We start from the raw sequence: 26,162 nt of genomic DNA, 5'->3' as shown, positions 1-26,162 counted from the left end.
GCCCCGGTCGACAGTCCGATCCGTGCGGGCACCTATCCTCCGCCCGGTGGAATCGGAAACGGATGCCTTCGAGCTTCGGTTCCCCGTGATGGTCGTGGGAGTCGTCGCGAGGCCCGATGCGGCCGCCGTCGTGCGCGATCTGTTCGTCGACGCCGTCGCACCACCCGAAACCGAGAAGCCCGATCTCGACGTGCGCATCAGCGGCGACGGAGACTCCTTCTCGCTGAGCGGAGTCGGTCACGGACACCAGAACGGGTTGTCGCTGCCGGTGGTGCTCGACCGGCTGATCGCAGGCATCAACCGGGCAGCTGTGGATCACGCCGGTGACCGACTCAGCCTGCACGCCGCGGTCCTCGAGCGCGACGGCGAGGCGTTGTTGGTACTCGGCGACACGGGCGCGGGCAAGACCACGACGGCGCTCGCCCTCGCCCGCCGGGGATGGCGCTACATGACCGATGAGATCGCGTGGGTGGCGCCCGGCGCCGAGGCGGTCACCGCGCTGTACAAACCTCTCACGATCAAACCCGGGACGCGGCTGCTGGTCGGGGAGATACCCGGGGTCGAGGATCCCGAGCCCCCGAGGCGTTACGTACGCGCCGACACCATCGCCGCCACGGCGAAAGGCGTCATGACGCCGCGCTCGGTGGTCGTGCTGCGAGCCGAGGTCCCCGGGGAAGCCGCTACGGGACCGGGCCCGACGGTTCTCGGGCCCGGAGATGCGGTCATGGCGATCGTCGAGCACGCTTTCGACATGGCACGGCTGGGTCGTCCCGCGGGCCTGTCGATCGCAGCCGATCTCGCCGCCGCCTGCCCGGTCGTGGAAATCGGAGGCGGTTCCATCGACGAGCGGATCGCAGCGATCGGGACCGCCTGGGTCGCAGCCCGCCCCGCGTGGTCGGTGGCCCGGCTGGCGGCGCGCGACGTGGTCCGCGATGACGCCGGGGTGCACTGGGCCCGCGGGGTCGGTGGCGTCGTCGTCGAAGGCTGCGCTGTGCTGTGCACCGAGGGATCCGACCGCCTCGTGCGGATCGAGCCGATGCCCGTCGGCTTCTGGGAGGCGCTCGACGGAACCCGCGATGTGGGCGCCGTCACGCACGCGGTGGCTTCGGCCACCGGGCTCGCAAGCAGGGACATCGGCGACGACGTAGTGGCCCTCTTGAACTCGCTGAGCCACGAAGGAGTCGTCGATCGCTACTCTGAGTGAGCGGCACGGGACTGCATGCTCTCTCTGAGTGGTGACGGGTGAGGCGGACGCCTCACGCAGAGAGGTTGGGGGTGGCTTCCCGGCCACAGAGAGGCGTATGATGCACCTGTTGATTCCAACGATCGACCTCGCACAGACCCGGACGGACCGATGGAAAACGAAGACTTCGAAGCGCACCGTGAATCACGCCGAGACCTCCTCAAGAAGGCCGGCGTCGGTGCCGCCATCGTGTGGGCTGCTCCGGTCGTCTCCTCGGTAGTCACCCCCGCTGCGGCTCAGACCGGTGGCGGCGGCGAGCCCCAATGCGACACCTACTACCGAGTCAAGATCGACCGTGGTGACTCGCCCCCCTGCGACGACGCCGACAATCATCCCTGTGCACCGTCGTCGCCCCCGAACGCACAGAGCTCGTGGGCCGACGGTTGCCCACACGTGACCGTTGGCACCCTGACCTCGACCAGTCACACCATTACGTTGCCGAGCACGGCATCGAACATCATCGCCTACAACAAGTCGGGGACTCCTGGTGGCGGCGGACCCCAATGCTCGACCACTCACCGCAACGCATCGACCACGGTGTCGACCTCCGGTGACAAAGTCGTCACGCTGACAGCAGACGACATCAGCCACATCGTCGTCACCTTCTGTTTGCCCGACGACGACTGATCGTCAGCGCTTTCTCGGCGGGCCTAGCCCCCGGGTCACGACGTCGAGCTTCGGATGCTCGACGATGGAACGTTCCTTCCTGCGAGCCATGCGCGCCTCAGCCTGCCGCTTGCGGTACTCCTCCCGCTTGATCCGCACCTCCTCAGCCAGCGGTAGCGAGACGAGCACGAACAGGAACGGGATCACCTGGGTGCGCTGGCGGGCGAGGATCCCGAAGTTGCCGATCGTCGAGAAGACGTAGACGAACGAGAACACGAACCCGACCGCCATCGCGGCGTAAGGGCTCCGCATCACCGATGCCGGCAGGCGCAGCAGGCGGCGGGTCGACACGAAGAACAGCCCGAGCAGCATCAGACCTTCGAGCGCCGAGACCGCCGACTGGGCGTTGTTGACCTCGAACGGCAGGGGCCGGAACAGAACGGTCACGAAGGCCCAGGGGTAGTCGGCGGGGCTCTCGACCCGGGCCGCGGCGAACGAGGATCCACCCTCGTCGGTGCGCACCTCGGCCGCGTCGAGCGCTTCGGTGAACCCCGAGCCGCCGACGTCGTCGACGTTGAGGAACGAGGCGACCTGGGGTGCCAACCAAGCTCCGAAACCGACGATCACGATCACCCCGAGCACCTTCGAGAAGAGGCTCGCCGAACGGACATGATCCTCGGTCTTGAAGATCCACGACATCATCAAGCCGACGGCGCCCGCTGTCACAACCAGTATCGCGATGTGGGGGCGCGGCCCGTAGGCGATGAGGGCGCCCAACATGAGAAGCGGGAAACCACCCCGTCGACCGGTGTAGGCGCGAGCGAGTCCGTATGCCGCAATGCCGAGACCGAAGAGGACCCACGCCTCCTTACCGATCGCCGAAGGCCAGTACAAGAGAGAAGGCCAGAAGAACACGAGGATCGCGAACTTCTTGCGGTCGCCGTCGGGGATGGCCGTCTCGAAGGCCTTGTAAAAGAAGAAAGCGCCCAGGTAGGCGAAGAACCCGAACACCATGAAGCCGACGAACTTGTAGCTGCCCACCACAGCGTAGATGTACCCGGTGAGGAGTTGCATGAAGCCGGTACCGGGGACAGGTCGGGTCGTCTCCAAGTCGAAGTCGAGACTGCGGATCTGGTCTACGAACGAACGCCCGATGATGTGGTACTGGGTCGAGTCGCCGTTGCCGTCGTAGACGTCCTCCACGACCCAGAGGCGGACGAAGACGCCGATGAACTTGGCGGCGAGACCGGCGAACATGATGCCGGCCAGGTCGAAGCCCAGATCCCGCTTCTGTTGGGACCGGATGATCGGCCACGTGATCAGCAACAGGGCGGGAGCTGCAAGGAAGCCCGTGATCGTCCGGTTCCCGTTGACCTGTCCGTAGCCGAACAGCACGAACGCGACGACGAGCAGGACGATCCCGAGGCTCCACCAACCCGAGAGCCGATCCCGGGTCGTCGTGGGTCTCGGAGCCGGCGGTCCCGGCGTTAGGCCCCTCGTCGCCACCATCGCGACGATTCGGCCCCTTCCAGCGTCTGGGCGTCGCCCTCACCGCCGCCCGGACCGTCGTCCGCGTCGGCCTCCTCCGCCCGATCTCCGTTGGCTTTCGCCGTGGTGGGGCTGACATCGGAATCGGCGGAAGCGCCCGTCCCGTCGGCGACGTTGCGCGCGATGGTCTCACCCGTGGGGCCGCGCTTGCGGCCCTTACCCTTGGCCGAACTCGAGTAGTAGTAGTAGCCCGCTGCGCTCACGGTGTCGGTGACACCTACGAGCGCCAGGCCGATGACCGGTGCGCCGCGGCGCAGGAGCAACTCGCGGGCCTTCTCGGCCATCTCCTTGGTGGTCCTGCCGACCTGGCCGACGACGAGCACGAGGTCCACCACCGGCAGGAGTTCGTTGGCGTCGTTGGTGGCGAGAAGTGGTGCTGTGTCCAACAGGACGACGTCGAACTTCCCGCGGGCACGTTCGATGACCCGGCGCTGCGCCGCCAGGGCGTCAGCCGGGCGCGCGTCGGAGCCCTCGGCGGTCACATGGTTGATCATCGAGACGCCGGGGATGATGGTCTCGGAGATCTCGCGGGGGCTGTGGGAGCCCTGGAGGAAGTGCACGAGGCGGGGGCGGCGATAGTCGCAGTTCACGGCGAGCACCTGATAGCCCTGTTCCGCGAGTGCCGCGGCCAGATTCGCGACCGTGGTCGTCTTGCCTTCACCCGGTCCGGGGGAGGCGACCATGACGACCTCGAGGCCCCGCTCACCTTCCTCCTCGTCGACCGGATCCACGGCTGCGGAGCTGGCGTGGTCGGCGGTCTCGCCCATCATCCGGGCATAGACGAGTGCCGACCGCAGCGACCGGTAGGCCTCGGCGAAACGCGACATCGGCTCGACCTGTACGAGCACCTCGGTGGAGTTCCGATACTCCTTGGCCACCGCCGGGATCTCGGCGACGACGGGGAGACCGAAGTGTTCCTCGGCCTCCTCCTTGGTTCGGATGCGATAGTCCAGACGGCTGAGCAGGATGACGAGCAGGACGCCGAGGAGCAGCCCGACGATGCCGCCACCGGCGATGAGGAGCGGCGGGTTGTCGGTGAGTGACTGGGTGACACCACCGCCACCGCCCGAGCTACGGGGGATCTCCGCATCGCCGAGTCCGTAGCTCGCGGTGCCGAGCTCACCGGCGCGGCGGCGCTCGTTGAACTCGCCCTGGCTTATCTCGTAGGGGTCCCGCACCTCGAGCTTCTCCAGCGGAGCCAACGGTGCGCCCTGGTCGACGAGGGTCTCCTGGGTGGAGAATGCACTCTGCAGAGCGCTGAAGTCCGACTCGCGTTGGATGTTGAGGACTGCGATCTCGGAGTCGATGGCGGCGATCTGACCCTCGACCTGAGCGATGGACTGGGCGAGTTCCTCCGCCGCGGTGTCAACAGTCGGGGGGGCTTCGCCTTCGGCCGGGAGCGGAGCACCCCCGAGGGCCTCGAGTTGGCCCTCGAGGACGGTGAGCTGCACGGAGAGGTCGACGCGTTCGTCGTTCTTCTCGCGAAGTTGCTCGTCGAAGCCGACGATGCTCGCCTGACGGCGCTCGATCTCGCTCTCCACGGCGTCGACCTGGGCGTCGTAGTCGGTCTGGCGGTCGGCCTGGAGTTGGAGCAGGAGCGCGTCGGCGAAGGCCTGGGTCCGCTCGAACGCCTCTTCGGGGGTGCTCCCGGCGGCCGAGACGACGATCGTGTCGGTCGAGTTGTCGTAGACGGTCTGGACGAGGTCCACCACGGACTCGTCGTCGGTGTCGAGGATCTCGAGTGCCCGGTCGGGAACCGCGCCCGCCGTGACGAAGAAGGCGGTCTGTTGCAGGTTCACCGAGTCCCCGGAGCGAACGAGCAGGGTCTCGTTGGCGGCGTAGTAGGTCTGGATCTCCTCCGGGCGGGGTTCGTCCTCGCCGAGCATCGAGAAGCCGAAACCCGCGAGCGCGCCGATGACGGTCAATGCGACCAGAACCTTCCAGCGGCGCCGGAGAAGTCGGATGTAGGTGACGAGTTCCACGCTGGGCTTTCCCTACCGGCATGCGCGTCCGGTGGACGCGTGGCCTAAAGGCTACTTGCCTACTCCCATCGGCAGGTGCCGGAGCCCATTGAGGTCATTACATGCCACGGTGCGACCGTGTTCGCCTCCGACGGCGACTACGGACGGCTCCCCAGACCGCGCCCCTGCCCGAGAGTGCAACCCGAACCCGATCGTCGACGAGATCGCCGACCTGGCATGAGCCATTGCGGAGATGATCCTGCCGACGATCGACAGCGCTCTACCGTTTCCGAACGAAGCCAGTTCCCCGTCCGCAAGAGGGACATCCCACACGGGGCATGGGGCACGACCGCAGTGGGAGATGCACCCGACTGGAACCCTCTGACTCAATGCATCAAGGTCCACCGCGGCCATCTCGAGGATCGAACCTACCTGTGGTGGTCACGGAGGTCGCCGTCGAAGTTGGGCCAGGAACGATCCTTGTCGGAGACGACGGTCACCTCGAGCGGCCAGTCGATCCCGAACGCCGGGTCGTCGAAGCGGATCCCCGCCTCGTTCGCCGGGGTGTACGGCGCGGACACGGAGTAGGAGACCTCGACATCGTCGACGAGGGTCTGGAATCCCCGGGCGCACCCCTTCGGCACGAACAAGGCGAGATGGTTCTCGTCGGACAACTCGACACCGTGCCACCGGCGGTATGTCGGCGAGGACGGTCTCAGGTCGACCACGACCTCCCACGCGGCTCCCCTCGTGCAACGGATGTACTTGTCCTCTTCGGTGGGCGCAAGTTGATGATGGAGTCCGCGTATCGTGCCGGCGCTCGCCGTGCGTGACAGGTTCGCCTGCACGATGGTCATCTCGATCCCGGCGACTGCGAGTTCGTCGCGGTCCCAGGCCCGGGCGAAGAACCCCCGCTCGTCGCCGATCGGTTCGATCTCGACGATCTTCGCGCCTCGGATCGGCAGGTCGTGGACGATCACGGCGCCTGGTTCAGTCCCAGAGCTTCCATGGCGGCGATCCGCTCTCCCAGGCCTCCTCCAGGACCATCCGATCCCGGAGGGTGTCCATCGGCTGCCAGTACCCTTGGTGGCGATACGCGCTCAGCTGGCCCTCAGCAGCGAGCCGCTCTATCGGATCACGCTCCCAGACAGTGTCGTCGCCGTCGATGAAGGCAAGGACGTCCGGCTCGAGGATGAAGAACCCGGCGTTGATCCACGCCCCGTCGCCGTGGGGCTTCTCCCGGAAGTGGCGCACCTGCGTCGCACCGTTCTCGAGACGGAAGGCGCCGAACCGTCCGGGCGGTTGGACCGCCGTGATCGTCGCCAGGACCCCGGATTGCTGGTGGAACGCCCGCAGAGCATCGAGGTCGATCGACGCCACACCGTCTCCGTAGGTGAACAGGAAGGGCTCGTCGCCGAGATGATGGGCGACACGCTTGAGCCGTCCGCCGGTCATCGTCGCGTCGCCCGTGTCCACGAGCGTCACACGCCACGGTTCGGTCTCGGAACGGTGCACCGCCATCTCGCCGCTTGCGAGATCGAAGGTGACGTCTGACGCGTGGAGGTGGTACGAAGCGAAGTACTCCTTGATGAGGTGACCCTTGTAGCCGCAGCACACGACGAAGTCGTTGATGCCGAAGTGCGAGCAGATCCTCATGATGTGCCAGAGGATCGGCCGGCCGCCGATCTCGACCATGGGCTTGGGGCGCACACCGGTCTCTTCGGACAGGCGCGTGCCGAACCCTCCGGCAAGTATCACTGCTTTCACGGCTTTTCACAGTAGATCGTCCGGTCTCGGTTCCCCTCCCCAAGATTGAGCAATCCGAGACCGCCGCGGCGCTCTATCGTCTCACCCACATGAGCACTTCACGACTCGGCGGTGTGATCCGCGACGACCTCGCCGAAATGGCGGCACGCGTCGGCGAAGCCGTCGGCTCGCTGCGGGGTGCCACTGTCCTGGTGACGGGTGCTGCGGGGTTCCTCCCGAGCTATCTGGTAGACCTCCTCGCCCACCTCAACGACGAGAGCGACGACCCCTGCCGGGTGCTGTGCGTCGACAACCTGTCGACGGGCACCGCGGCACGTCTGGCGCACCTGGAGGGCCGCGACGACGTAGTCGTCGTGAACGCTGACGTCGCTGCCGGCGTGGCCGTGGACGAGCGGGTCGACTTCATCTTCCACGGCGCGAGCATCGCGTCGCCGGTCTGGTATCGGCGCTTCCCACTGGAGACGATCGACGTGAACGTCAGCGGGACCCGCCACCTCTTGGAGATGGCCCGTGCCCACCCGACGCGTAGCTTCGTACTCCTCAGCTCGAGCGAGGTCTACGGCGACCCGCCTCCCGAGGAGATCCCCACCCCCGAGACCTACTGGGGCCACGTCTCGTGCACGGGCCCGAGGGCCTGCTACGACGAGTCGAAGCGGCTCGCCGAGACGCTTGCGTTCACCTATCACCGGCTCCACGACATCCCGGTCAAGGTCATCAGGCCGTTCAACGTGTACGGACCGCGACTGCGGCTAGACGACGGCCGGGTGATCCCCGACCTCCTCCGAGCCGCGCTGGTGGGCGAACCGATCGTCTTACACAGCGACGGGAACGTCACGCGCAGCTTCTGCTACCTGGCTGACTTCATCGTGGCGGCGCTGCTGTTGATGGTCGACGACGTCGCCGGCGAGGCCTTCAACGTCGGCAACGACGAGGAGGTGACGATCGCCGATGCCGCCCGCCTCGTGGACGACGTGGCAGGTGGCACGTCGGGCGTCCGCTTCGAAACGAGCGACGACCCCGACTACCTGACAGACAACCCGAACCGTCGCTGCCCGGACCTGACGAAGACGAAAGCGGCCATCACGTGGGTACCGAAGGTGGACCTGCGCACCGGGATCGAGCGCACGCTGCGCCACTACCGCGAGAGCGACGACCGATGAGGGTGGCCGTCGTGGGATGCGGGTACGTAGGCCTCGTCACCGGCGTGGGACTCGCGTCACTCGGGCACGCCGTGACGGGGATCGAGAGCGACGGCGGCCGGCGCGACACCATCGCGTCGGGCCGAGCACCGTTCTTCGAGCCAGGCCTCGAGGATCTACTCGCCTCGGCGCTCGCCGACGGGACCTTCACCGTGACCGGTGACATCGGGGCCGCCTCGGAGTCCGACGTCGTTCTCCTCGCGGTGCAGACCCCGCCGACCGGCGACGGCGGCATCGACCTGGAGCCGCTTCGTTCGGCCGCTACTGCACTCCACACCGCGCTGGGCGAACCGCCACGCCGGCGCGTCGTGGCGGTTCGCAGCACGGTCGTTCCAGGAACGGTCGAGACGGTGCTCGCCCCGTTGTTCGATGGCTCCACCACGGCCGTGGCGTCGAACCCGGAGTTCCTAGCCGAGGGCTCCGCGGTGCCGGACTTCCTCGAAGCCGACCGGGTCGTTGTGGGCTGCAACACCGACTGGGGTCGCGCGATGCTCGTCGAGCTGTACGAACCGCTCGGTACCGAGATCGTCGCCGTGTCACCATCCACCGCCGAGCTTGCGAAGTACACGTCGAACGCCCTGTTGGCGACGCTGATCTCGTTCTCGAACGAGATCGGGCGGATCGCCGAGACGCTGCCCGGCGTCGACGTCGAGGACGTATTGGGCATCATCCACCGCGACCGCCGCCTCACCCCGAACGTCGACGGGCAGACGATACGTCCGGGGATCCTGTCGTACCTCAAGGCCGGCTGCGGGTATGGCGGCAGCTGCCTGCCGAAGGACCTCTCGGCTCTACTCGCCCACCAGAAGCGCCGGGGCCACACCCATCCGCTCCTCGACGCCGTGCGGGCCGTGAACGACGACCAGCCGCGCCGCGTCATCGACATGACCGCCAGCGCGCTCGGCGACACACTCGAGGGGCGTCGGGTCACGGTACTCGGCGTGGCCTTCAAGGCCGGTACCGACGACCTGAGATCCTCGCCCGGACTGCGAATCGTCGACGAGCTGCTGGCACGGGGTGCGTCGGTGACGATCTTCGACCCGCTCGTGGGCGCCGACGCGCTCTCGCAGCAACGAGAGCAGGGCGTCGAGGTGGTCGGGTCACTCCTCGACGCAATCTCAGGCTGCGACGCGTGCATCCTCACCACCCTCGCGCCCGAGTTCGCCGAGGTCGCCGAGCTCACGGGCACCACGGCTCCCCTGGTGATCGACGGGAGGCGTCTGCTACCCGCGACGGATCAGAACCGGGTTCTCGCTGTCGGTCGGGGTCCCCGAGCCACCGGCCCGGGCTGACCGAGCAGGTCTGCGCGCTGCGCGGCGGCGAGGTCCTCTGGCGTGCCGACGTCCCGGTAGCGGCCGTCGGCGATGACCTCCGCCTCGACGACGAGCCCGGTGTCGATTGCCGACTGCACGATGTCGCCGATGAACACCTCTCCCCGGCCGTCAAGCCCCCTCGAGACCTGTATGTGGAGGAACTCGGTGAAGGTCGGCCCCCACGCTGCGAGCAGCCACGTCAGCGTGAGATCTGTCTCGGCCGGCTTCGGCAGGATCGACACGACCCGCTCGCCGTCGAGCGTGACCATGTCGACCCGTGTCACATCGGTGGCGGGCAGCACGCCTAGGACGATGTCGGCACCACCTGTCTGCCGGCGTCGTGTGACCCGGGCAAGCGCGTCGACGGGTTCGATCTGGATGTCGGGGAACCCGAACACGACCGTGGCGTCGCCGACGTGACCGCGCGCCCGGTCCACCGTCGTCGGAGTATCGGGCGAGTCGCGCACGGCGAGGAAGGCGAGGTCCATCCCGAGGGGACCGCCGTCGCCCAGGAACTCCACGACGTCGCACTTCGAGACGTCGACGACCACTAAGCACCGCCGGACGCCCGCCAGGGCCATGGACTCGAGCAGCGAGTGACACGCCACCCGCACGGCGACACCAGACGGGGCCGCTCCGGCGACAGGCAGGATCTCCTTGCTGCACGGGATGGCACCGAGTCGTGTCGCGCGCCCCGCGGCCGGGACGACTCCCACGAGCGCCGGGACCGACACCGCCTCAACCCCTACCCGGAAGCAGTCGCCGAAGCGACCTCGGCGTCCTGGCGACGTCGCAGGGCCACGAGCGGCGCGTCCTCGTCCAACTCGACGGCATCGAGTGGTACGGGTTCGTCGGCGTGCACGGCGCGGGTGACGATGGCGTGCTCGGCCAGTCCCACGGGCAGGAACCCGTCAGCACCGGCGGCGGTGTCGATGTGCCCGTACACGCCGAAGCCACCGATGCCGTCGAGGCGCTCACCGGCCTCGAGCGGCTTCTTCGCGACCGCGACCACATCGGCCACCGGTGCCGCACGGGCCGTGCCGAGGATCTGACGGTCCAGGACGACCTCCGCGATCGTCCACGGAACCTCGAAGTGCAACAGGTGGTAGGGGCGGAAGAACAGGTAGTCGGGGCCGTCCCCCATCTTGGAGTACCGCATGTAGGGCTGGATCAGCTCACCCTCCCCGTGGCCGATGACGGCGACCCCGCCGCCGAAGTCACCGCCCCGCGTGTACTCGACGACGCCGCGGCACGACAGCACCCCGCAGATGTCATCGACAGCATCCGCAAGGCTCGTCTCGACCCCGTGCATGCCCCGACGGTCGGGGACGAGCCCGCTGAGGTTCGCGACGCAGGCGTTCTCGATCTGCATCTTGGTGCCGTCGCCGAACGCGGTGGTCATCAGCACGCTGGTGCCGTCTCGTTCCGCATAGGGCCGACTGTCGGTGGGATTCTGGTGGATGTCGAGGTTGCGCTTGCAGTTCACCGCGGCGACGACCTCGAACCCCATCGCCGAAACGAACTCGAGGTGGCGCAGTAGCACGCCGGGCTGATCACCGTCGCCGAGGGTGTAGACGGCATCGTGGCGTTCGGCCTCGGCCCGCAGAAGGGTGCCGATGGTGGCGTCGACCTCGGCGTTCATCGACACGACGTCGCGGCCGGCGGTGAGCGCGTCGAGAATGACCGTGGCGCCGTGGTCCATGGCGCCGGTCGCCTCGACGACCATGTCGATGCGGGCGAGCTCCGGCAGGATCGCCGCGTCGCGTGTGACGGTCGGTCGACCCTCGTCGATGGCCGCGGCGAGCTTCGCCGGTTCGTCGCTGACGACGACGCCGTCCGGCTCGACTCCCACAGCGCGCCACGCGTCGAGCGCCCGCTCGACGCTGCGGTTGACGAGGAGGGCGCAGCGCATCCCCGGCGCGATTCCGAGCTGGGAGACGAGGCCACGGCCGATGAAGCCGGCGCCGACGACGGCGACCTGCACGTCGCCGTGGGTACCAGCTCGTTCGGCCATGCGGCGTGTCCAACCCATCGCGGGAGCCTATATCGGCAATACCTCAACGCTCCCGTGACGTCGCCGATGTCTAGAGTGACATCACCGTCCGCCAAGGTCATCAACCGCCGGGAGGCGCCGAACGTGGAGCCACTCTCGACCCTCGTCGGGGCCGTACGATCCGACTACCGCTGCAACCGCCGGGACTGGACGAAGCCCGGCTTCCGCGCGTTGGCCGTGTACCGCTTCGGTGCCTGGCGACGCACGGCCGAGTCCCGCTGGGTGCGGGTGCCCCTGTTCGCCGTCTACCGCACGCTGCACCGGTTCGTGCGGAACCACTACGGGATCGAGATCCACGAGACGGCGACGATCGGCCCCAGGTTCTGGATCGCTCACCAGGGCGGCATCGTCATCCATCCCTACGCCCGCATCGGTTCGGACTGCATGATCCGCCAGAACGTCACGATCGGTGCGGCGACGTTCGACGATCGTCACAACGGTCCGATCCTCGGCGACCGTGTCCGAGTCGGTGCCGGTGCCGCCATCATCGGGCAGATCACGATCGGCGACGACGTCCGCATCGGACCGAATGCCGTCGTGATGCGTGACGTGCCCGCCGGCATGGTCGTGAGCGGCCCGCCGGCGAAGGCGATGAAGATGCCCGGTGGCCCGGATGGAGACTAGGTCCCGGTGGACCCGCTCGTCGACGACCTGACCCGGGCACGGGCTGTCGAGGTGCCCGACGCCCGATTGTGCGCACGAATCGCCCGGCGCCTCCTATCCGGCGGCGACAGGGAGGGTGCCGCCGCCTGGGCGGTGCGTGCCGTCGACGGAGGCGAGGACGCCACGGCGTGGACCGCCGCGGCGAAGGTTCTCGCCGACAACCCGGCGCCAGGCCACCTCCGCACAGCGAAGGTGTGGGTGGTTGGGACCGCGACGACCGACGTGCTGACGGCGGTCCTGCCGGCCGCGCTCGCCCGGGAGCGGGTCGCCGCGTCCGTCGACCAGACCGGCTTCGGGCTTTACTGGCAAGAGATCCTCGACCCGTCGTCGACCCTTCACCGCGCCGACCCGGACGTCGTGGTGCTGGTTCCTCACCTCGGCGCGACTTCGATCGACGGCTTCCGCGACGACCACGACGAGGTGGTGGAGGCCGAAGTCGCCCGTTGGTCCTCGGCGTGGGATCGGCTGCGCGAGGACCGGGCGCGCCACGTCGTCCAGGTGGGGTTCGTCCCGCCCGACTCGGATCCGTTCGGTCACCTCGCGGCGGGCCTGCCCGGATCCCGCCTGTCGATGATCCGTGCGCTGAACGCCCGTCTCGCCGTCGCGGCCGCCGGGGCCGACGTCGCGTGCGTCGACGCGGCCTCGATCGCCGCCCGTCTCGGTCGCGATGGGTGGTTCGATCCCCGCTGGTGGTTCGTCGCGAAGCACGACCCCGCGATCCCCGCGGTCCCCTCCCTGGCGCGCAGTATCGCCGTGGTCGTCGCCGCCCGACTCGGGCTCGCGCGCAAGTGCCTGGTCACCGACCTCGACGGCACCCTGTGGGGGGGCTCTATCGGGGACGACGGGCTCTCCGAGATCTCCCTCGGTGGCACCGCCGAGGGGGAGGCCCACGTGGAGCTCCAACGTGTGATGCGGGATCTGAGGGAACGGGGCGTGATACTCGCCGTCTGTTCGAAGAACACCGACGAGATCGCCCGGTCGCCGTTCCTCGAGCATCCCGAGATGGTGCTCGGCATCGACGACGTTGCGGCGTTCGTGGCGAACTGGGACCCCAAGCCGGTGAACCTGCGACGGATCGCCGACGGTCTCGACATCGGCCTCGACTCGATCGCCTTCCTCGACGACAACCCGGCCGAGCGCGAGGCCATCCGGTCCGAGTTGCCCGAGGTCGATGTCATCATGCTCCCCCCGGACCCGGCCGGGTACCCGGCGGCGCTCTCCCGCTATCCCCGCTTCGAGACGCCGGCCTTCTCCGAAGAGGACCGCAGTCGCACGGAGAAGTACCGTGCCCGGGCCGCCGCAGAAGAAGCCCGGCAGTCCGCCAGGTCGCTCGAGGAGTTTCTCGTCGACCTGGAGATGAGGGCGACGCTGGGACCGATCGTTGGGGCGACCGAGGCGCGGGTCGCCCAGCTGCTCGGCAAGACCAACCAGTGGAACATGACGACGCGCCGCCACAGCCTCGACGACGTTCGACGGATGGCGACCGACCCCACATGGGTGACCATCACCGGTCGGCTGGCCGATCGCCTGGCCGATCACGGTCTCGTGGCGGTCTTGCTGGCCCGCGAGGAAGGGGACACGCTCGACGTCGACAGCTTCGTGATGAGCTGCCGGGTGATCGGGCGGCGACTCGAGCACGCCCTGTTCGATGCGCTCGTCGCCGAAGCACGCCGTCGGAGTTGCCGAGGGGTCACGGCCACCTACGTGCCCACCGAACGCAACGGGCTGATAGCCGACGTCTACGAGGAGCTCGGCCTCTGCCGGGTGGCGCGTGACGAGGACGGGACCACACACTGGCGCCTCGACGTGGACGGAGTGGCCCCGCTCGACCCGCCGATGAGCGTTACGGGTGGCCCCACGAGACCGGAGGGACACGATGGATGACGACGTGACGAGACGGCTCGAGGCCGTGTTTCGCGACGTGTTCATGGACGACGACGTGACCATCTCGGCGGCGACGACGACGGACGACGTCGTGGGGTGGGACTCGGTCGCCCACATCTCCCTCATCTACGCGATCGAAGAGGAGTTCGGCATCGAGTTCGCAGCCGACGACATCGAGGCACTCGCGAACGTCGGGGAACTCGCAGCGGTGATCCGTCAGCTGACCTGCAGCGACGGATGATCATTTCCCACGCGCACCGTTTCATCTTCATCAAGACCGAGAAGACCGCAGGAACCAGTCTCGAGATCGCCCTCTCCCGATACTGCGGATCCGACGACATCACCCCATTCTGGGAGGAGGACGAGGTCGTCCAGCGCCGTCACAGAGCGCACCGGGCCTATGTCGGTGGGCTCGAACGGGCATCGCTCGGTTGGCCTGGCGCGGCTTCCGGACGCCGACCGCCCTCGTCGCCGGTCAGGAGCAGCCCCGCCAGGTGATCTGCCAGCCGAAGTGCCAAGGCGACGAGGGTGAACGTGGGGTTGGTGACACCGGACGTGGGGAAAACCGATGACCCGGCGACGTAGAGATTGTCGAGGTCGTGAACACGACAGTCGGCGTCCACGACGCCTCGGGCGGGGTCGGGATGCATGCGGGTCGTCCCCATGTGGTGGTAGCCCCAGCTGAAGCCTGCAGGCGAGCGGTAGTCGGCGGAACGGCTGACAAGCTCCCCGTCGAGGCGGCGCCGTAGGCTGTCGACGAAGGCCTCGTGGTTCGCCCGGATGTCGGCGAGGGTGCCGTCGTCGAGGGTGAAGTGCAGCCGGGCGAGGGGGAGGCCGTCGCTCGCCTTACGCGGGGACAGGGTGACCCTGTTGTCGGGCAGCGAGCGGTGCTCGGCCATCACGTGCAGCGAGTAGAAGCGCTCCTCGGAGCGGCGACGTTTCGCAAGCCGGCATGCGTCGACCGCGGCCACGGCCCGTCGGGCGAGGTGGGACGCGGCCGGCACGGGATCGCGCACGCCGGCGCGGACAAGGTCGGCGGGCGATGGGCTCCGGTCGTGGCGTAGGGAGTGGCGCCACAGCTCGCCGAAGGCGCCGTCGCCTTCGGCTGGCCGGTCGAGCCAGCGGCCCCGGGCGAAGATCAGGGGACCGGCCGCGTTGACGCCGATCCCGAGCGAGCCGGTTCCCCGGCGGCGGGCCTCGTCCGGGTCGGTGAAGAACCAGAGCTCGCCGTCGGTGGTCGCGTGTCGGGTCTGTTCGACCGGGTCGAGCAGCGAGGACCTCGTACGGATGACTGCGGTGCGACGGTGGGGGTGCTCGGTGAAGAACCGGCCGACAAGCCCGTGGCGGTTCCCGGGTCCGCGGTCGTCGGGTCCGGCGAGCAGCAGCAGCGCGCGGGCGTTGTCGATGCCGCCGGCGGCGAGCACGAACGCCCGAGCCGCCACGTGGACCTCTTCGCCGGCCGGGGTACGGACGACGGCGGTGGCGATGGAGGCTTCGCCCGGACCTGGGCAGAGCCGGATGAGCGGGGCGTTGACCACGACCCGTGCGGGACAGGCCTCGAGCCGCCGGCGTTGGACCTCCACGATGGCGCTACGTGGGCCGAACCTCAGTGTCCCGGGCACGAACCCGTCGACGAGGTCCCGGGCGACGGCGTCGAGAGCAGCGGGGACGCCGAAGTCGGGTTCCGCTATCCCGAGCACGTCGGCGGTGCGGGCGAACCAGCCCTCGAGGTGGTCCCGGCCGAACGGCCAACCGGTGTTGGGCAGCCACGGTCGCTCCTCGAAGTGCTCCGCGCGCAGCGGGCCGAGTCGAACGAGCGGCCCGCCATCTCCAGGGTTCCACACGTGCCACATCGGCGCGGACCCGCCGAGGTGCTCGAGCCGTGACGCCTCGACCGGATACGGCACGCCGGTGACCTCGGCGGTCTCCCCGTCGGAGGGCATCGGTGGCATCCCGTCGGGGCCCGCCTCGAGAGCAACGACCTCGAGTCCGCGGTCGGCGAGCTCCAGCGCGACCGTTCCGCCGGCGGGCCCGCATCCGACGATGCACACATCGGTCTCCAGGCTGTTGCTGCCGGCGAGAGAGGCTGCGTCGATGATCACCGTTTTCTCTCCGGTCGAGTTGTGGATGGCTTCGTTCCCTAAGGTGATCGGCTGCGAACCTCGATGGTCAAGTGTTGGCTCCGACCGGCACAGGAGAGAACGGAACGACTGTGAGCCGGGCACGGCATGTTGCCAACAGGATCAAGTGGGCCGTGCGCCGCCTCAGGAACCGCCCCGCGGGGGCGCGGACGACCGTGGTGCGTCCCCGGCCGGCGGACCCCTCGCCGTTGCCGTCGTTCCGCCTCATCGCGGTCTGCTTCGCGTTCGCCGAGGAGGACATCATCGAGGCAACGGTGATGAACGCCTTCTCGCAGGGATGTGACCGTTTCCTGTTGATCGACCACTCGAGCCCCGACGAGACGGTCACGAGGGCGGTCGCAGCCGGCGCCGAGGTGGTCGCGACGCCAGGAGCAGACGACCCGTTCGAAGACACCCGCTCGAGGCTCCTCGACGAGATCGCCACGTCTGTGTCGGCGGAGACGCTCCGGGAGCCGACGTGGTGGCTGCACCTCGACGCCGACGAGTTCCCACGAGGCCCGGGGGGCCGGACGATCCGCGCGTATCTCGCCGATCTCGACAGCGGTTTCCCGGTGGTGGGTTCGACGTTCTACAACCACTACCCAGACCGCGAGCCCGCAAACGTGCGGGCGCGTCATCCGATCGACTTCCAGCCGATGTGTGAGCGCGAACTCGTCGCCTACTGTGCGGCGGGGCACTTCAAGCACCAGCTGTTGCGCGTCGACCCGGGGGCGCCGAGCCCGCGCCAATGGTGGGGGCTGCACCGGCCGGCAGCTACTGCGGAGGTTCCGTGGCCTGAGCCCGCGGACGGTGTGATCACCCACCACTTCCCGTTCCGGGCCGAGGCGGACTTCCGGCGCCGGTCCGCGCTCGTAGCCGAACGCATCGAACGGAACCGCCGCCATCCGATTGCCGGCCGCAGCGACCACGTCAGCGCGGTGTACTCGGGGGACTGGGATCAGGTCCGACTCCGCCGCACGCGCCTCGGCAACCGTCCGGTACGCCTGCGCGACTGGCGCGATTTTCTGCCAGCCGACGACCAGGCGATTCCGCGCTGGTACGAGGCCCGCGACGAAGCCTGAGCTCCGTCGGATTCAGTTGGACGGCTGCGGCCCACGCCTCGCCACGGTGACTTCGGCGAGGCCGGGAATGGGCCGACCGTCGATGTCGTCGAGGGTGACCCCGAAGTGTCCCGCGATCGTCGGAGCGATGTCGACGAGATCCACGGACTCACCGAGGTCGATGCCTTCGGAACCGGGTCCGGTGACGAAGAGATGGCCGTCGAGGCGATGGTCACCGGATCGGGTGCTGGCGTAGCGACCAGTGACGGTGCCGATCGTCGGCGACGACGCCTTCGAGATGGGTGCGTCACGGTTCCAGTCGACGACGAGATCCGGAAGCTCGTCGAGGTGCGGACCGTCGTAGAGGTCGGACACCCGCAGGACCGCTGTGACGAGCTCTCGGCCGGTTGCGGGGTCGACGAGGGACTCGAGCTCGGCTCGGAGCCAGGAGACCGTATCGTCGAGCTCGGCACGTGACACTTTCCCCTCGGGCTCCCGCCCTTCGAGGTTGATCCGGATCCCGCTGTACATCGTGTTGTTGGGGTGGTGGAAGAAGCGCCGTGTGCGGCGGTCCTCGACGATCCTGTCGGCGACGCCGGAGCGGCGCCGTTGGTAGGCGGCACGCCGGTAGCGGTGAGGGACGAGCGGCCGGACCAGTCCCTTGGCCCGGTGGGCGAGGCGGCCGAGGCGCTCGCGCACGCCAGTCCGGGCGCCGGGGTCGTCGAGGCGGCGCAGGATCTCGGCGAGGAGATGGTCGCCGTCGTGGTGAGCTCCCATGCCGTGGCTCATGTGCAGATAGACCAGTGCGTCGGGCAGCGCATCGAGCAGCCGGCCGAGCTGGGCGTCGAGGGCGCTGTAGACGTCGACGAACGCGTCGCCGAGTTCCGCCCGTAGCTGCGCATCGTGGTCCACGTAGGCCGTGTCGTGGATCTTCCACAGCTGGTGGCCTGCGCAGTGGCTCTCCCCGAACACCGTGGCGATCAGGTCGAAGTCGCCACGGGCGACCTCGTCGAGGAGGATGTCCGCGTGGGTCGCGGCCCCTCTGACCAACCCGTCGCGCAGCTCCTCCCACCTCTCGGCGCGAGCGAAGTCATCACACTTGGGCTTCACGGGGTGCTCGCCGTGCGCCTCGAGAATCGCAGCGCCTTCGGGCTCGGGCACCGTGGCGTAGGCCACCCGCCTGTCGTGTGATCCCCAGTCGAGGATCTGGACGCCGCCGGCCTCGGGGACGGCCACGCTGAAGGGCATGTCCATGGCGAGAATGCGCTTGTCGGCCGCAGCCACGTCGACCCAGAAATGGGTGCCGTCGATGTCGGCGGGAGCGACGGGCACGAAGTCGTAGGTGCCGACCTCGAGCTGCACGTAGCAGTGCCGCCCGTGCCGCCCGGGCCAGCGGCCGGTGCGGAAGCTGGGCCAGATCCCGCCGACGACGAACCCGACCGGGTTCTTCACCACGGTGTGAGGCGCAGAAGCCAGCAGCTTGGCGACATTCGGCATGGCGCCAGCCGCCGCGAATTTCCCTGCCGCCCGGTGGTCCATGGCGTCGAATCCGACGTAGACCACATGATGGGGTCGGGAACTTGCTGGAGAAAGGTTGGGAGCCACTGGAGCCATTCGCTACCACATCCAAGGTGCTAGTTTCCAGGCCGTCCGCGTCGCGGCACGTTGGTCGAACGGCGAGAAGTGGTGAACGGGCATGGGACTCGACAGGGTCAAGGACGATTTCCACTACCGACACAAGCGGGCCTGGCTCCGTTCGAACACCTACCTCCTGACACGAGCCCTTCCGGGACGAGTGCGCCGGATCCGACAATTGAGCCGCGAACCGATCGTGATTGGCGGCTGCGGACGGTCGGGCACGACGCTTTTGCTTTCCGTCCTCTCATGCCATCCGGAGATCCATGCCATTCCCCAGGAGACCGGCGCGCTGTGTCGAGGCGCCCTCAAGCCTGAGCTCGGACTCGATGCGCCGTTTCGCCTCGAACTACTGTACGAACACCTGGTCGAGTCCGCGATCTCGCCCACGGCACGTCGATGGTGCGAGAAGACGCCCCGCAATGTTTGGTACTTCGAGAGGCTTATCGATCACTTTGGTGCCGGCATTCGACTTCTCAACATCGTGCGAGACGGCCGTGATGTTGTCAGGTCGAGACACCCGAGCAATCCCGACTCGACCCATGTCCAGCCGCGGCGCTGGGTCGCCGACGTGGGAGCCGGGAAGGCCGTCGAGGACCATCCCCAAGTGCTGACGATCCGCTATGAGGATCTCGTAGGCCAGTACGAGCCGACCCTTCGCCGAGTCTGCGAGTTCCTCGAAGTCGACTTCGTAACCGCGTTTCTCGCTTACCCGACCTCGGCGGTCGTCAAGTCGAACACCGCCTGGTTCGGCCCAGCGCGTGCGGTGACCACCAACTCCGTGGGAGCGTGGCGTGAAAGCAGCTCTGAGGATCCCGTCCGGGAACTACTCGCGATTCCAGAGGCTCTCGAACTCCTTCGGCACTACAGCTACGAAACTGCGTGATCGCCACCTCGACTTGCTGGCCGGAGAAGCCCGAGCAGCTCGGCCGACGCTCCCTCAGAGGCCAATCCGCTAGCCTCAAGCAGGTGCAACCAACTCGGTATGTCCCCTCGTCGGTGTCGGTACCAGGACATCTCGGTTTGGAGCGCAGGTCGGACGACATCTCACTTGACAAGGATGAGCAGACACCGATCTCGGCCCGCGAGCTGACGCAATACGATCGTTACACAGTCGTCTATGACTGGTTCCTCGACAGCTGGGGGCGACTGCATGGGATCGGCCCGCCCATGCGAAACCTCGCTGACAACCTGTTGCCGATTCGCGCAGAATCGATCAGCTCACGAGGTCGTCGAATACAACTCGGGACTGCAAGGATCACGCGGCCCGACTCTCGACAAGACAAGGTATGGGCTTACACGTTCCCAACACGCCCTCTCGGGCGGCCACTTGGCGAGGTCGTACTTCACTTCGGTAGAGCCTTCTCCGCCGTTGTCCGTCCGAGACGATGGCCGGGCTCGAAACGCGGCATGGCCATTGTCGCCATTCAGAAGAACAACCCTGCCCGATGGCTTGCTGACTGGGCCCGCTATCACGCTTGTCTCGGCTTCTCCCGGGTCCTCATCTACGACAACGGGAGCGATGATAGAGACGAAGTGGCAGGCGCACTTTCCCGGGTTTCCACACCGTCTGACATCATCCTCGTCGAGTGGGACTTTCCGTTTGGGATTCATCGCAGCTACGAGACGACGTTTGCTCAATGGGGGGCACTGAATCATGCCTACCAGATGACCAGTAGGGGCAGCTGGCTTGCGAATTTCGATGTGGACGAGTACCTCGCCTTGGACGGACAGATCCCGACACTTCAGGACTTCCTCCGGCGCGTTCCGCCCTGGTTCGGTGAACTGGTCACCTATCAGCACCGTGTTCCCGCCGCATCGAACGTCGAGAAGCCACTGCCCGAACGCTGCGCAACGGATTTCACCTGGCGGTATCCTGACGAAATACGCAAGGTGCGCAAATATATGATTCGCGGTGGAACTGCCCGGTTGCTTCGGGTGCATCAAGCCGAACTCCGTAGGCCATTCCGGTCCTATATCGCGGAACCCGAGACCCTGAGCTACCTTCACTACGACGGGCTCAATTCGAACTGGAAGGGGGAAGGTCGAAACCAGATCGTCCCGATTCGTGACATGGAAGGCCTCGTCCGAGATGAGCGTGTTCTCACCCGAATGGCACAGCTGCGATGACTGGCCGCCGGCCCAGCACGACCCAGCGCGTTGACTTTCTGTGCGCAGGAATGGGCCGCTCCGCCACTACGTGGCTAGCAAGCGCGCTGCGAGCTCACCCAGCGACGTGGCTTCCCCCACGTAAGGAACTGCACTACTTCACGCGCTCGCCCTCGTTCCAATCAGCGAGCTACCTGTCGCGCCGCAGTTCGCGCTGGGACGGCGTGCGCGAGATTGCTCGTTCCAAGGAGGTTCGGACCCGGCTCCGGCGTGACTTGCGTTCAGCGATCGGACACCTCCGAATTCGCGACCTCGCGTGGCTCGGGCGCTACTATATCGGCGTACCCGACGACACTTGGTACCTCAAGCTCTTCGAGCGCGACGCCGCGTACATCGGCGGTGAACTGACTCCGAGCTACTCCCAGTTGGGCGTTGCTGAGGTCCGCGACGTTCAGCTCCTGTGCCCGCAGGCCAAGATCTTGGTGATGTTGCGAGACCCCATCGATTGGACGTGGTCTCATCTGAAACACCGCTCTCGGAACGGTTGGCTGGAACGAACCGACCTCTCGTCACCCGAGTCAGTCGTCGAACACCTTCAACACTCGATTTCGCCGCGCCACTACATTGACGTGATCGACACGTGGTCGAGCGTCTACGGCAATCGTTCTCTATGGCTCGGATTCTTCGACGATGTCGTAGATGATCCGAACCGGCTCCTGACCTCCCTTGCCGAGTTCCTCGGCATCGACGCCCGAGAGTTCCCCGACGGTGGACCTCCGCCGATCAATGCTGCAAGCGGTCCTTCGATGCCCCGCGAAGTGGAACGTGAGCTGGCGCGGCTCTACTTGCCCGTAGTTGCCGAACTCGCCGAGCGGTTCGACGGACCGTTCGAGAAATGGCTGACCAGAGCGGAAGGGGCGTTGACTCTCTGATGGCGTCTACGAGCCAGGCGGCAGCCACGCGGTTCATCATCCTCACGACCCAGAGGTCCGGATCCAACTGGCTTGCTGACCGCCTTCGCAGCCACCCGCAGGTCGAGGTGGATGGCGAGCTGTTCCGACGGTCTCAGGGAAGCGCCGATACCTACTACAGCTGGCAGCACCGCTCCACCGTCGGCAGCGTCCTCTCAACTGCTCTCCCGGCGGTTTCGAAGAACCGCTACCTGGCGGTTCGCTTCGGCAACCCCGCCCTGCCGGCTACCGGCTTCCGACTGATGTACGACCAACTGCGGCGAAACCCCTCTCTCCTGGTTTCGCTGCCACATCATGATTTCAGCGTGCTCCACCTAGTCCGCGAGAACGTCCTCGACACCCATGTCTCTGCGTTGGCTGCGAACGCCAGCGGTAAGTTCATCAGTCGCGGTCGGCGTGGCACCGCGGAGCCAGTGGTCGTTCCGACGAGCGACCTGGTCGAGCAACTCGAGCGAAGGATGCGATTGATCCGTCGTCACAGGCGTCTGGTTGAGCAGGTATCCCATCTCGAGGTCATCTACGAAGAAGCGGTTGCCGACCCGTCCGACCACGATCACTGCATTCTGTCTTTCCTGGGTGTCGACACCAGCATCCCCCTTTCATCCGGGTTGAAGCGGCTCCTTCCACCCCAGACTTCAGACCGGATCGCCAACCTCTCCGAGGTGACGAACGTGCTAGCGAACACGGCCTTCGCCAAGTTCCTGAAGCGGCATGGCGACTTTGCACAGTAGGCGGCCGTGGTGACCGCTCGGCCGGCAGGTGCCCTATCCCCGATTTCTCATTGGGTGAAGGAACCCGCGCGTGTCGCCCGGCGCCGGTATTCGGTCGTCGACAGGCTCAGCACTTGGGCCGAGATGGAAATGCTGCTTCGCCGCGAGGATCCAGTCCTCGTCTACTCGATGGGGAAGGCCGGAACCAGCGCTCTGACCCACGCGCTAGAGGCCGCAACTCCGAGACCTGTGTTGAAAGCCCACACGCTGAATCAGCGGGAGCTGCGTCGTCGCATCTCCGCAGCGAACTCCTCGGTGAGTGGCCATCGACCGCGTTTCTGGTGGCGCTCCCAATGGCTCAGCCTGCACATGCGAGCCTCACGCCGACGACGGTGGCAGATCATCACGGCCGTCCGTGAACCTGTTGCTCGCGCTGTCTCCGCCTATTTCTACGGCCTTCAGTCGCAGTTCGAACGCGGCGCCATCGACCACATCTCCTCGAGCGCCGAGGACCATCGGGACGACATCTGCACCATGATCCGCCGCCTCGGAGTCGAGCAAGACTGGTTTCGAACCGAACTAGAGGCGACTACAGGAATCGATGTCTATGCACACCCGTTCGATCCTACTCAGGGCTCTCAGCTGATCCCCGGTGACCGCCACTCGCTCCTACTTCTTCGATTCGAGGATTTCGACCGTGCAGGCCCATCTGCTATCGGGAACTTCCTCCGAGAGACAACAGAGATTTCGCTCGTCCCGGTAAACGTGAATCGGACCAAGAACGCTGGCCCGTACGCATCGTTCCTGAAGAACGCCAACCTTCCCCTACCGCTACTGTCGGCCGTCTATTCGAGCGAGCTCTGCGAGCATTTCTACACCCGCGAAGAGAGAACTCAATTCATTGAACGCTGGACAGCCTGAGCGGCATATTGCACAACGATTCTTCCGAACGATCCCAGGACGCGACCGGACACTTACTCGCCCTGGCCGATACCTTCAGCGCGCTTTGCGGCTCACCCCTTTGCGCCCGTATGACGTCACGATTAGTCATAGCAGTTCTTTCATTTGGTACCGCGTCCCAAAGGTTGCATCGCGCGCACTTCTTCAGGCGTTCGACGACCATTCGATAACCTGCGAAGCCCGGCACCCAGCGCACGTGCGACTACCGCTACGGCTATTCGACAGCTATTTCGCTTGGGCAATCGTCCGCCATCCAGTTGACCGCCTGGAGTCGTGCTGGCGAAATAAGGTCCGGGACCGGAACTTCTACGCACTACCGCCTTCGAGCCGGTCACCAGAGGGCTTCCTCGAGCACCTCGAGACGCTGGACCTACGAAACGCTGAGCCGCACGTCCGGCTCCAGAGCCGCTCCATCGACCTGACACGAATCGACTTTCTCGGGCGGATGGAGAACTTGGCCTCCGACCTCGGACAGGTGTTTGCCCATCTCGACGTCGAGTTCTCCGACGTGCCAGTAAAGAACGCGACGGAGAAGAGAGACAACGCCTGGTCCGCCGCTCTCAGGCAGCGCGCTGCCGTTCTCTACGCGTTGGATATGGAGATCTTCGGTTACGAATAGCAGTGGTCGAACAGCATCGTCAGGCAATGAGGCCAGAAGGCGGCTCATACCCGAACGCCTCGATCTCCCGGTGGAACATCTCCTCGATTCGACGGCTCGCCCTTTGACTTATCTGAACGTCAGGCGATCTGGGCGCCTTCTTGTGGTGGGGAATCTCGAGGATCGACGTGTCCACTCCACACGGGCGCATCGCCACCCGGAGATCCTGTTCGAGATCCTCGAATCGACCGACGAAATCGACGGCCAGCTTCCCGCCGAGCGAGTAGAGGTGCCAATCCGACCTCAGACCGCGAGGCGTGTCGGGCATGTCGAGCCACCGCTCGAACCCGTCCATCGTCCGCTGCCGCCCCGCCTGGCGCCCGGACCAGAACCAGATCGAAAGCACCTTGTCCCATGGGTTCCGCTCGAAACAGAACCGGTAGTAGGACCCGACCTCCCGCGGAGAGTGGCGAAGGGCTGCTCCCAGACTCATGTGCTCCCAGTAGCGCTGACGCCGCCGCAGCCGGAGCAGGGGTTCGAACACCCCTGCACCCCGGCGACGCGGCCGATCATGGCCTGCGCGGAATGCGGCGACGACATCTGGGATCGGATTGAAGAGCCCGCGATGGTTCCGGCTGTTGTGTTCGGGCGGCTCGTCAGGCAGCAGCTGCGTGACAACCGCGTCGTCGCCCACATGAGGTGACAGGGCCGCCTCGATGGATGATCCCGCCGTCTTGTGGGTCTTGATGAAGATGAAACTGTGCTCGTGGGAGATGATCATCGCACCGGGCGGCCATGTCGGCTCGGCGCCTTGGAGCGACCCTTGATCGATCCGTGCCTGATCACACGCCAGGCCACCACCAACCGGTTGTACGCTGCCGCCGCCGGAGACCGTTCCTCGGGTCGCCAACCAACCCATTTCGTGGTGTCGAGTGCATCGAACCACCGCTGCGACTGAGGGTGGTTCCCTGCGCTCATCCACGGCTTGTGGAGGCCGAGATAGTGGATGATCCCCGGCTCGTCGATCGCCTCCCGGACCTCCTCTTCGGTCCAGATCACGCGCGCCAGGCCGGTTGGGGAGAACACGTACTCCTGTTGATTCCAGCGGGGAGGTAGCTCAGCCCACTCCCCTTGGACGACGCTGTTGAGCGCCTGCTGGTCCATGAGGGTCATCGTGTCCCTGTTGTCGCTGAGGAAGGCGAAACTCCTCTCGGAGAGGTTCTCCTCGCGCCATGCGGCGACATCCATCACCAGGACACCAGAGTTGAAGTAAGGAGCTCGGGGGTCGAGCCCCAGCTCACGCCAGTTGGGCGGCCCGCCTTCGCAACACAGCCAGGGGCTCCATCCCGATCGGACCGCAGCAAAGGCGCGTCCGTGGAGTTCGACGTCGATGAGCTCGGCAGGATCGGCGCAGAACACGGTGTCCGCGTCGACGTAGAGAACGCGGTCTGCCACGCCGTCGAGGATCTCGGGCAGCAGAAGGCGGAAGTAGGCGGGCCGGGTCTTGCCCGACAGCTCCGGGAGCGCTCGAATCGCCTTGTCGTCGACCTCGACGAGTCTGAGCTCGATGCCGGCGTCTTCAGCGATGCGGCGGAGTTCCCGGCGCGTCGACGGCGTGAGATCGTCCCCGAGCAGATGCACGCGATAATGGGAATCGGGATCGGCCACCGCTGCGAGTGAGGCGAGCACGACTGCGCCCTGTTTGGCGAAGTTCTCATCGATCGAGAAAGCCACATCGACGAACCGGCCAGCCACGGATGG

At 66.7% G+C, this 26,162-nt stretch carries 24 protein-coding genes; 14 read left to right on the top strand and 10 right to left on the bottom strand.

Annotated elements, in window-relative coordinates:
• Positions 1-46 precede the first annotated feature (46 nt).
• Together RIE08_08100 and RIE08_08095 are read left to right on the top strand one after the other, a co-directional pair.
• Complete coding sequence (locus tag RIE08_08100) at positions 47-1,204, top strand: hypothetical protein (GenBank protein MEQ8717561.1); 1,158 nt, start codon at positions 47-49, stop codon at positions 1,202-1,204.
• A gap of 150 nt (positions 1,205-1,354) precedes the next feature.
• Positions 1,355-1,870: a hypothetical protein gene (locus tag RIE08_08095; GenBank protein ID MEQ8717560.1), complete on the top strand. Its 516-nt coding sequence runs from the start codon at positions 1,355-1,357 to the stop codon at positions 1,868-1,870.
• A gap of 3 nt (positions 1,871-1,873) precedes the next feature.
• On the opposite strand, the gene RIE08_08090 is transcribed toward RIE08_08095, so the two are convergent.
• The 4 genes from RIE08_08090 to rfbF all read right to left on the bottom strand — a co-directional run bounded on the left by RIE08_08090 (position 1,874) and on the right by rfbF (position 7,125).
• A complete protein-coding gene (locus RIE08_08090; GenBank protein ID MEQ8717559.1) occupies positions 1,874-3,355 on the bottom strand; it encodes a hypothetical protein in 1,482 nt (493 codons plus the stop codon).
• Entirely contained in the window at positions 3,337-5,379 is a 2,043-nt protein-coding gene (locus RIE08_08085; protein MEQ8717558.1) for a division plane positioning ATPase MipZ, read from the bottom strand. Before RIE08_08085 ends, RIE08_08090 begins: the two co-directional genes overlap by 19 nt.
• Positions 5,380-5,786: 407 nt before the next feature.
• Complete coding sequence (rfbC, locus tag RIE08_08080; GenBank protein MEQ8717557.1) at positions 5,787-6,338, bottom strand: dTDP-4-dehydrorhamnose 3,5-epimerase; 552 nt, start codon at positions 6,336-6,338, stop codon at positions 5,787-5,789.
• Positions 6,339-6,348: 10 nt separating this feature from the next.
• Positions 6,349-7,125 (bottom strand): glucose-1-phosphate cytidylyltransferase, encoded by a 777-nt coding sequence (rfbF, locus tag RIE08_08075; protein MEQ8717556.1) that lies wholly within the window; start codon positions 7,123-7,125, stop codon positions 6,349-6,351.
• 89 nt (positions 7,126-7,214) lie between these two features.
• On the opposite strand from rfbF, the gene RIE08_08070 reads away from it, so the two are divergent.
• A complete protein-coding gene (locus RIE08_08070; protein MEQ8717555.1) occupies positions 7,215-8,285 on the top strand; it encodes an NAD-dependent epimerase/dehydratase family protein in 1,071 nt (356 codons plus the stop codon).
• Positions 8,282-9,616 (top strand): nucleotide sugar dehydrogenase, encoded by a 1,335-nt coding sequence (locus RIE08_08065; GenBank protein ID MEQ8717554.1) that lies wholly within the window; start codon positions 8,282-8,284, stop codon positions 9,614-9,616. Before RIE08_08070 ends, RIE08_08065 begins: the two co-directional genes overlap by 4 nt.
• Here RIE08_08065 and RIE08_08060 read toward each other — a convergent pair.
• The gene (locus RIE08_08060; GenBank protein ID MEQ8717553.1) at positions 9,562-10,371 is read right to left on the bottom strand and encodes a hypothetical protein; all 810 of its coding nucleotides are present in this window, start codon (positions 10,369-10,371) and stop codon (positions 9,562-9,564) included. The genes RIE08_08065 and RIE08_08060 overlap by 55 nt on opposite strands.
• An 11-nt stretch (positions 10,372-10,382) precedes the next feature.
• Complete coding sequence (locus RIE08_08055) at positions 10,383-11,669, bottom strand: hypothetical protein (GenBank protein MEQ8717552.1); 1,287 nt, start codon at positions 11,667-11,669, stop codon at positions 10,383-10,385.
• 57 nt (positions 11,670-11,726) lie between these two features.
• On the opposite strand from RIE08_08055, the gene RIE08_08050 reads away from it, so the two are divergent.
• From RIE08_08050 to RIE08_08040, 3 genes are read left to right on the top strand one after another with little or no spacing between them, the layout of a single operon-like run.
• Positions 11,727-12,314 carry a serine acetyltransferase gene (locus RIE08_08050; GenBank protein ID MEQ8717551.1) on the top strand — a complete coding sequence of 196 codons (588 nt, stop codon included), beginning with the start codon at positions 11,727-11,729 and terminating at the stop codon, positions 12,312-12,314.
• A 6-nt stretch (positions 12,315-12,320) separates the two neighbouring features.
• On the top strand, positions 12,321-14,237 hold the full coding sequence (locus RIE08_08045) for an HAD-IIIC family phosphatase (protein ID MEQ8717550.1): 1,917 nt from the start codon (positions 12,321-12,323) through the stop codon (positions 14,235-14,237).
• Positions 14,230-14,478, top strand: a complete 249-nt coding sequence (locus RIE08_08040) for an acyl carrier protein (protein MEQ8717549.1) — start codon at positions 14,230-14,232, stop codon at positions 14,476-14,478. Before RIE08_08045 ends, RIE08_08040 begins: the two co-directional genes overlap by 8 nt.
• A gap of 157 nt (positions 14,479-14,635) precedes the next feature.
• Here RIE08_08040 and RIE08_08035 read toward each other — a convergent pair whose 3' ends face one another.
• On the bottom strand, positions 14,636-16,339 hold the full coding sequence (locus tag RIE08_08035; GenBank protein ID MEQ8717548.1) for a GMC family oxidoreductase: 1,704 nt from the start codon (positions 16,337-16,339) through the stop codon (positions 14,636-14,638).
• 152 nt (positions 16,340-16,491) lie between these two features.
• On the opposite strand from RIE08_08035, the gene RIE08_08030 reads away from it, so the two are divergent.
• Positions 16,492-17,439, top strand: a complete 948-nt coding sequence (locus RIE08_08030) for a glycosyltransferase family 2 protein (protein ID MEQ8717547.1) — start codon at positions 16,492-16,494, stop codon at positions 17,437-17,439.
• 12 nt (positions 17,440-17,451) lie between these two features.
• Here the strand turns inward: RIE08_08030 and RIE08_08025 are convergent, their stop codons facing one another.
• A complete protein-coding gene (locus RIE08_08025) occupies positions 17,452-19,032 on the bottom strand; it encodes an alkaline phosphatase family protein (protein MEQ8717546.1) in 1,581 nt (526 codons plus the stop codon).
• A gap of 82 nt (positions 19,033-19,114) precedes the next feature.
• On the opposite strand from RIE08_08025, the gene RIE08_08020 reads away from it, so the two are divergent.
• The 6 genes from RIE08_08020 to RIE08_07995 all read left to right on the top strand — a co-directional run bounded on the left by RIE08_08020 (position 19,115) and on the right by RIE08_07995 (position 24,422).
• Positions 19,115-19,939 (top strand): sulfotransferase, encoded by an 825-nt coding sequence (locus RIE08_08020; protein ID MEQ8717545.1) that lies wholly within the window; start codon positions 19,115-19,117, stop codon positions 19,937-19,939.
• A 524-nt stretch (positions 19,940-20,463) separates the two neighbouring features.
• The gene (locus tag RIE08_08015; protein MEQ8717544.1) at positions 20,464-21,183 is read left to right on the top strand and encodes a glycosyltransferase family 2 protein; all 720 of its coding nucleotides are present in this window, start codon (positions 20,464-20,466) and stop codon (positions 21,181-21,183) included.
• Complete coding sequence (locus RIE08_08010; protein MEQ8717543.1) at positions 21,180-22,094, top strand: sulfotransferase; 915 nt, start codon at positions 21,180-21,182, stop codon at positions 22,092-22,094. The genes RIE08_08015 and RIE08_08010 overlap by 4 nt, the downstream gene beginning before the upstream one ends.
• Positions 22,058-22,864: a hypothetical protein gene (locus RIE08_08005; GenBank protein ID MEQ8717542.1), complete on the top strand. Its 807-nt coding sequence runs from the start codon at positions 22,058-22,060 to the stop codon at positions 22,862-22,864. The genes RIE08_08010 and RIE08_08005 overlap by 37 nt, the downstream gene beginning before the upstream one ends.
• 54 nt (positions 22,865-22,918) lie before the next feature.
• Complete coding sequence (locus RIE08_08000; GenBank protein MEQ8717541.1) at positions 22,919-23,764, top strand: putative capsular polysaccharide synthesis family protein; 846 nt, start codon at positions 22,919-22,921, stop codon at positions 23,762-23,764.
• A complete protein-coding gene (locus tag RIE08_07995; GenBank protein ID MEQ8717540.1) occupies positions 23,745-24,422 on the top strand; it encodes a sulfotransferase family 2 domain-containing protein in 678 nt (225 codons plus the stop codon). Before RIE08_08000 ends, RIE08_07995 begins: the two co-directional genes overlap by 20 nt.
• Before the next feature lie 19 nt (positions 24,423-24,441).
• Here RIE08_07995 and RIE08_07990 read toward each other — a convergent pair whose 3' ends face one another.
• Positions 24,442-25,182: a sulfotransferase family 2 domain-containing protein gene (locus RIE08_07990; protein ID MEQ8717539.1), complete on the bottom strand. Its 741-nt coding sequence runs from the start codon at positions 25,180-25,182 to the stop codon at positions 24,442-24,444.
• Positions 25,179-26,156: a glycosyltransferase family 8 protein gene (locus RIE08_07985; protein ID MEQ8717538.1), complete on the bottom strand. Its 978-nt coding sequence runs from the start codon at positions 26,154-26,156 to the stop codon at positions 25,179-25,181. Before RIE08_07985 ends, RIE08_07990 begins: the two co-directional genes overlap by 4 nt.
• Between the last annotated feature and the right edge of the window lie 6 nt (positions 26,157-26,162).

This window comes from Acidimicrobiales bacterium (assembly GCA_040219085.1).
GTDB lineage: Bacteria > Actinomycetota > Acidimicrobiia > Acidimicrobiales > JAVJTC01 > JAVJTC01.
Note: the sequence above shows the minus strand (reverse complement) of the source record. Positions and strands in the feature narration are given on the sequence as shown.

Bases quoted from the DNA above. Each gene is read 5' to 3' on its own strand.
- RIE08_08095 (MEQ8717560.1), top strand. From the start codon at position 1,355: ATGGAAAACGAAGACTTCGAAGCGCACCGTGAATCACGCCGAGACCTC.
- RIE08_08040 (MEQ8717549.1), top strand. From the start codon at position 14,230: ATGGATGACGACGTGACGAGACGGCTCGAGGCCGTGTTTCGCGACGTG.
- RIE08_08065 (MEQ8717554.1), top strand. From the start codon at position 8,282: ATGAGGGTGGCCGTCGTGGGATGCGGGTACGTAGGCCTCGTCACCGGC.
- RIE08_08015 (MEQ8717544.1), top strand. From the start codon at position 20,464: ATGGCCATTGTCGCCATTCAGAAGAACAACCCTGCCCGATGGCTTGCT.
- RIE08_07990 (MEQ8717539.1), bottom strand. From the start codon at position 25,182: ATGATCATCTCCCACGAGCACAGTTTCATCTTCATCAAGACCCACAAG.
- RIE08_08025 (MEQ8717546.1), bottom strand. From the start codon at position 19,032: ATGGCTCCAGTGGCTCCCAACCTTTCTCCAGCAAGTTCCCGACCCCAT.
- RIE08_08020 (MEQ8717545.1), top strand. From the start codon at position 19,115: ATGGGACTCGACAGGGTCAAGGACGATTTCCACTACCGACACAAGCGG.
- RIE08_08070 (MEQ8717555.1), top strand. From the start codon at position 7,215: ATGAGCACTTCACGACTCGGCGGTGTGATCCGCGACGACCTCGCCGAA.
- RIE08_08055 (MEQ8717552.1), bottom strand. From the start codon at position 11,669: ATGGGTTGGACACGCCGCATGGCCGAACGAGCTGGTACCCACGGCGAC.
- RIE08_08010 (MEQ8717543.1), top strand. From the start codon at position 21,180: ATGACTGGCCGCCGGCCCAGCACGACCCAGCGCGTTGACTTTCTGTGC.
- RIE08_08005 (MEQ8717542.1), top strand. From the start codon at position 22,058: ATGGCTGACCAGAGCGGAAGGGGCGTTGACTCTCTGATGGCGTCTACG.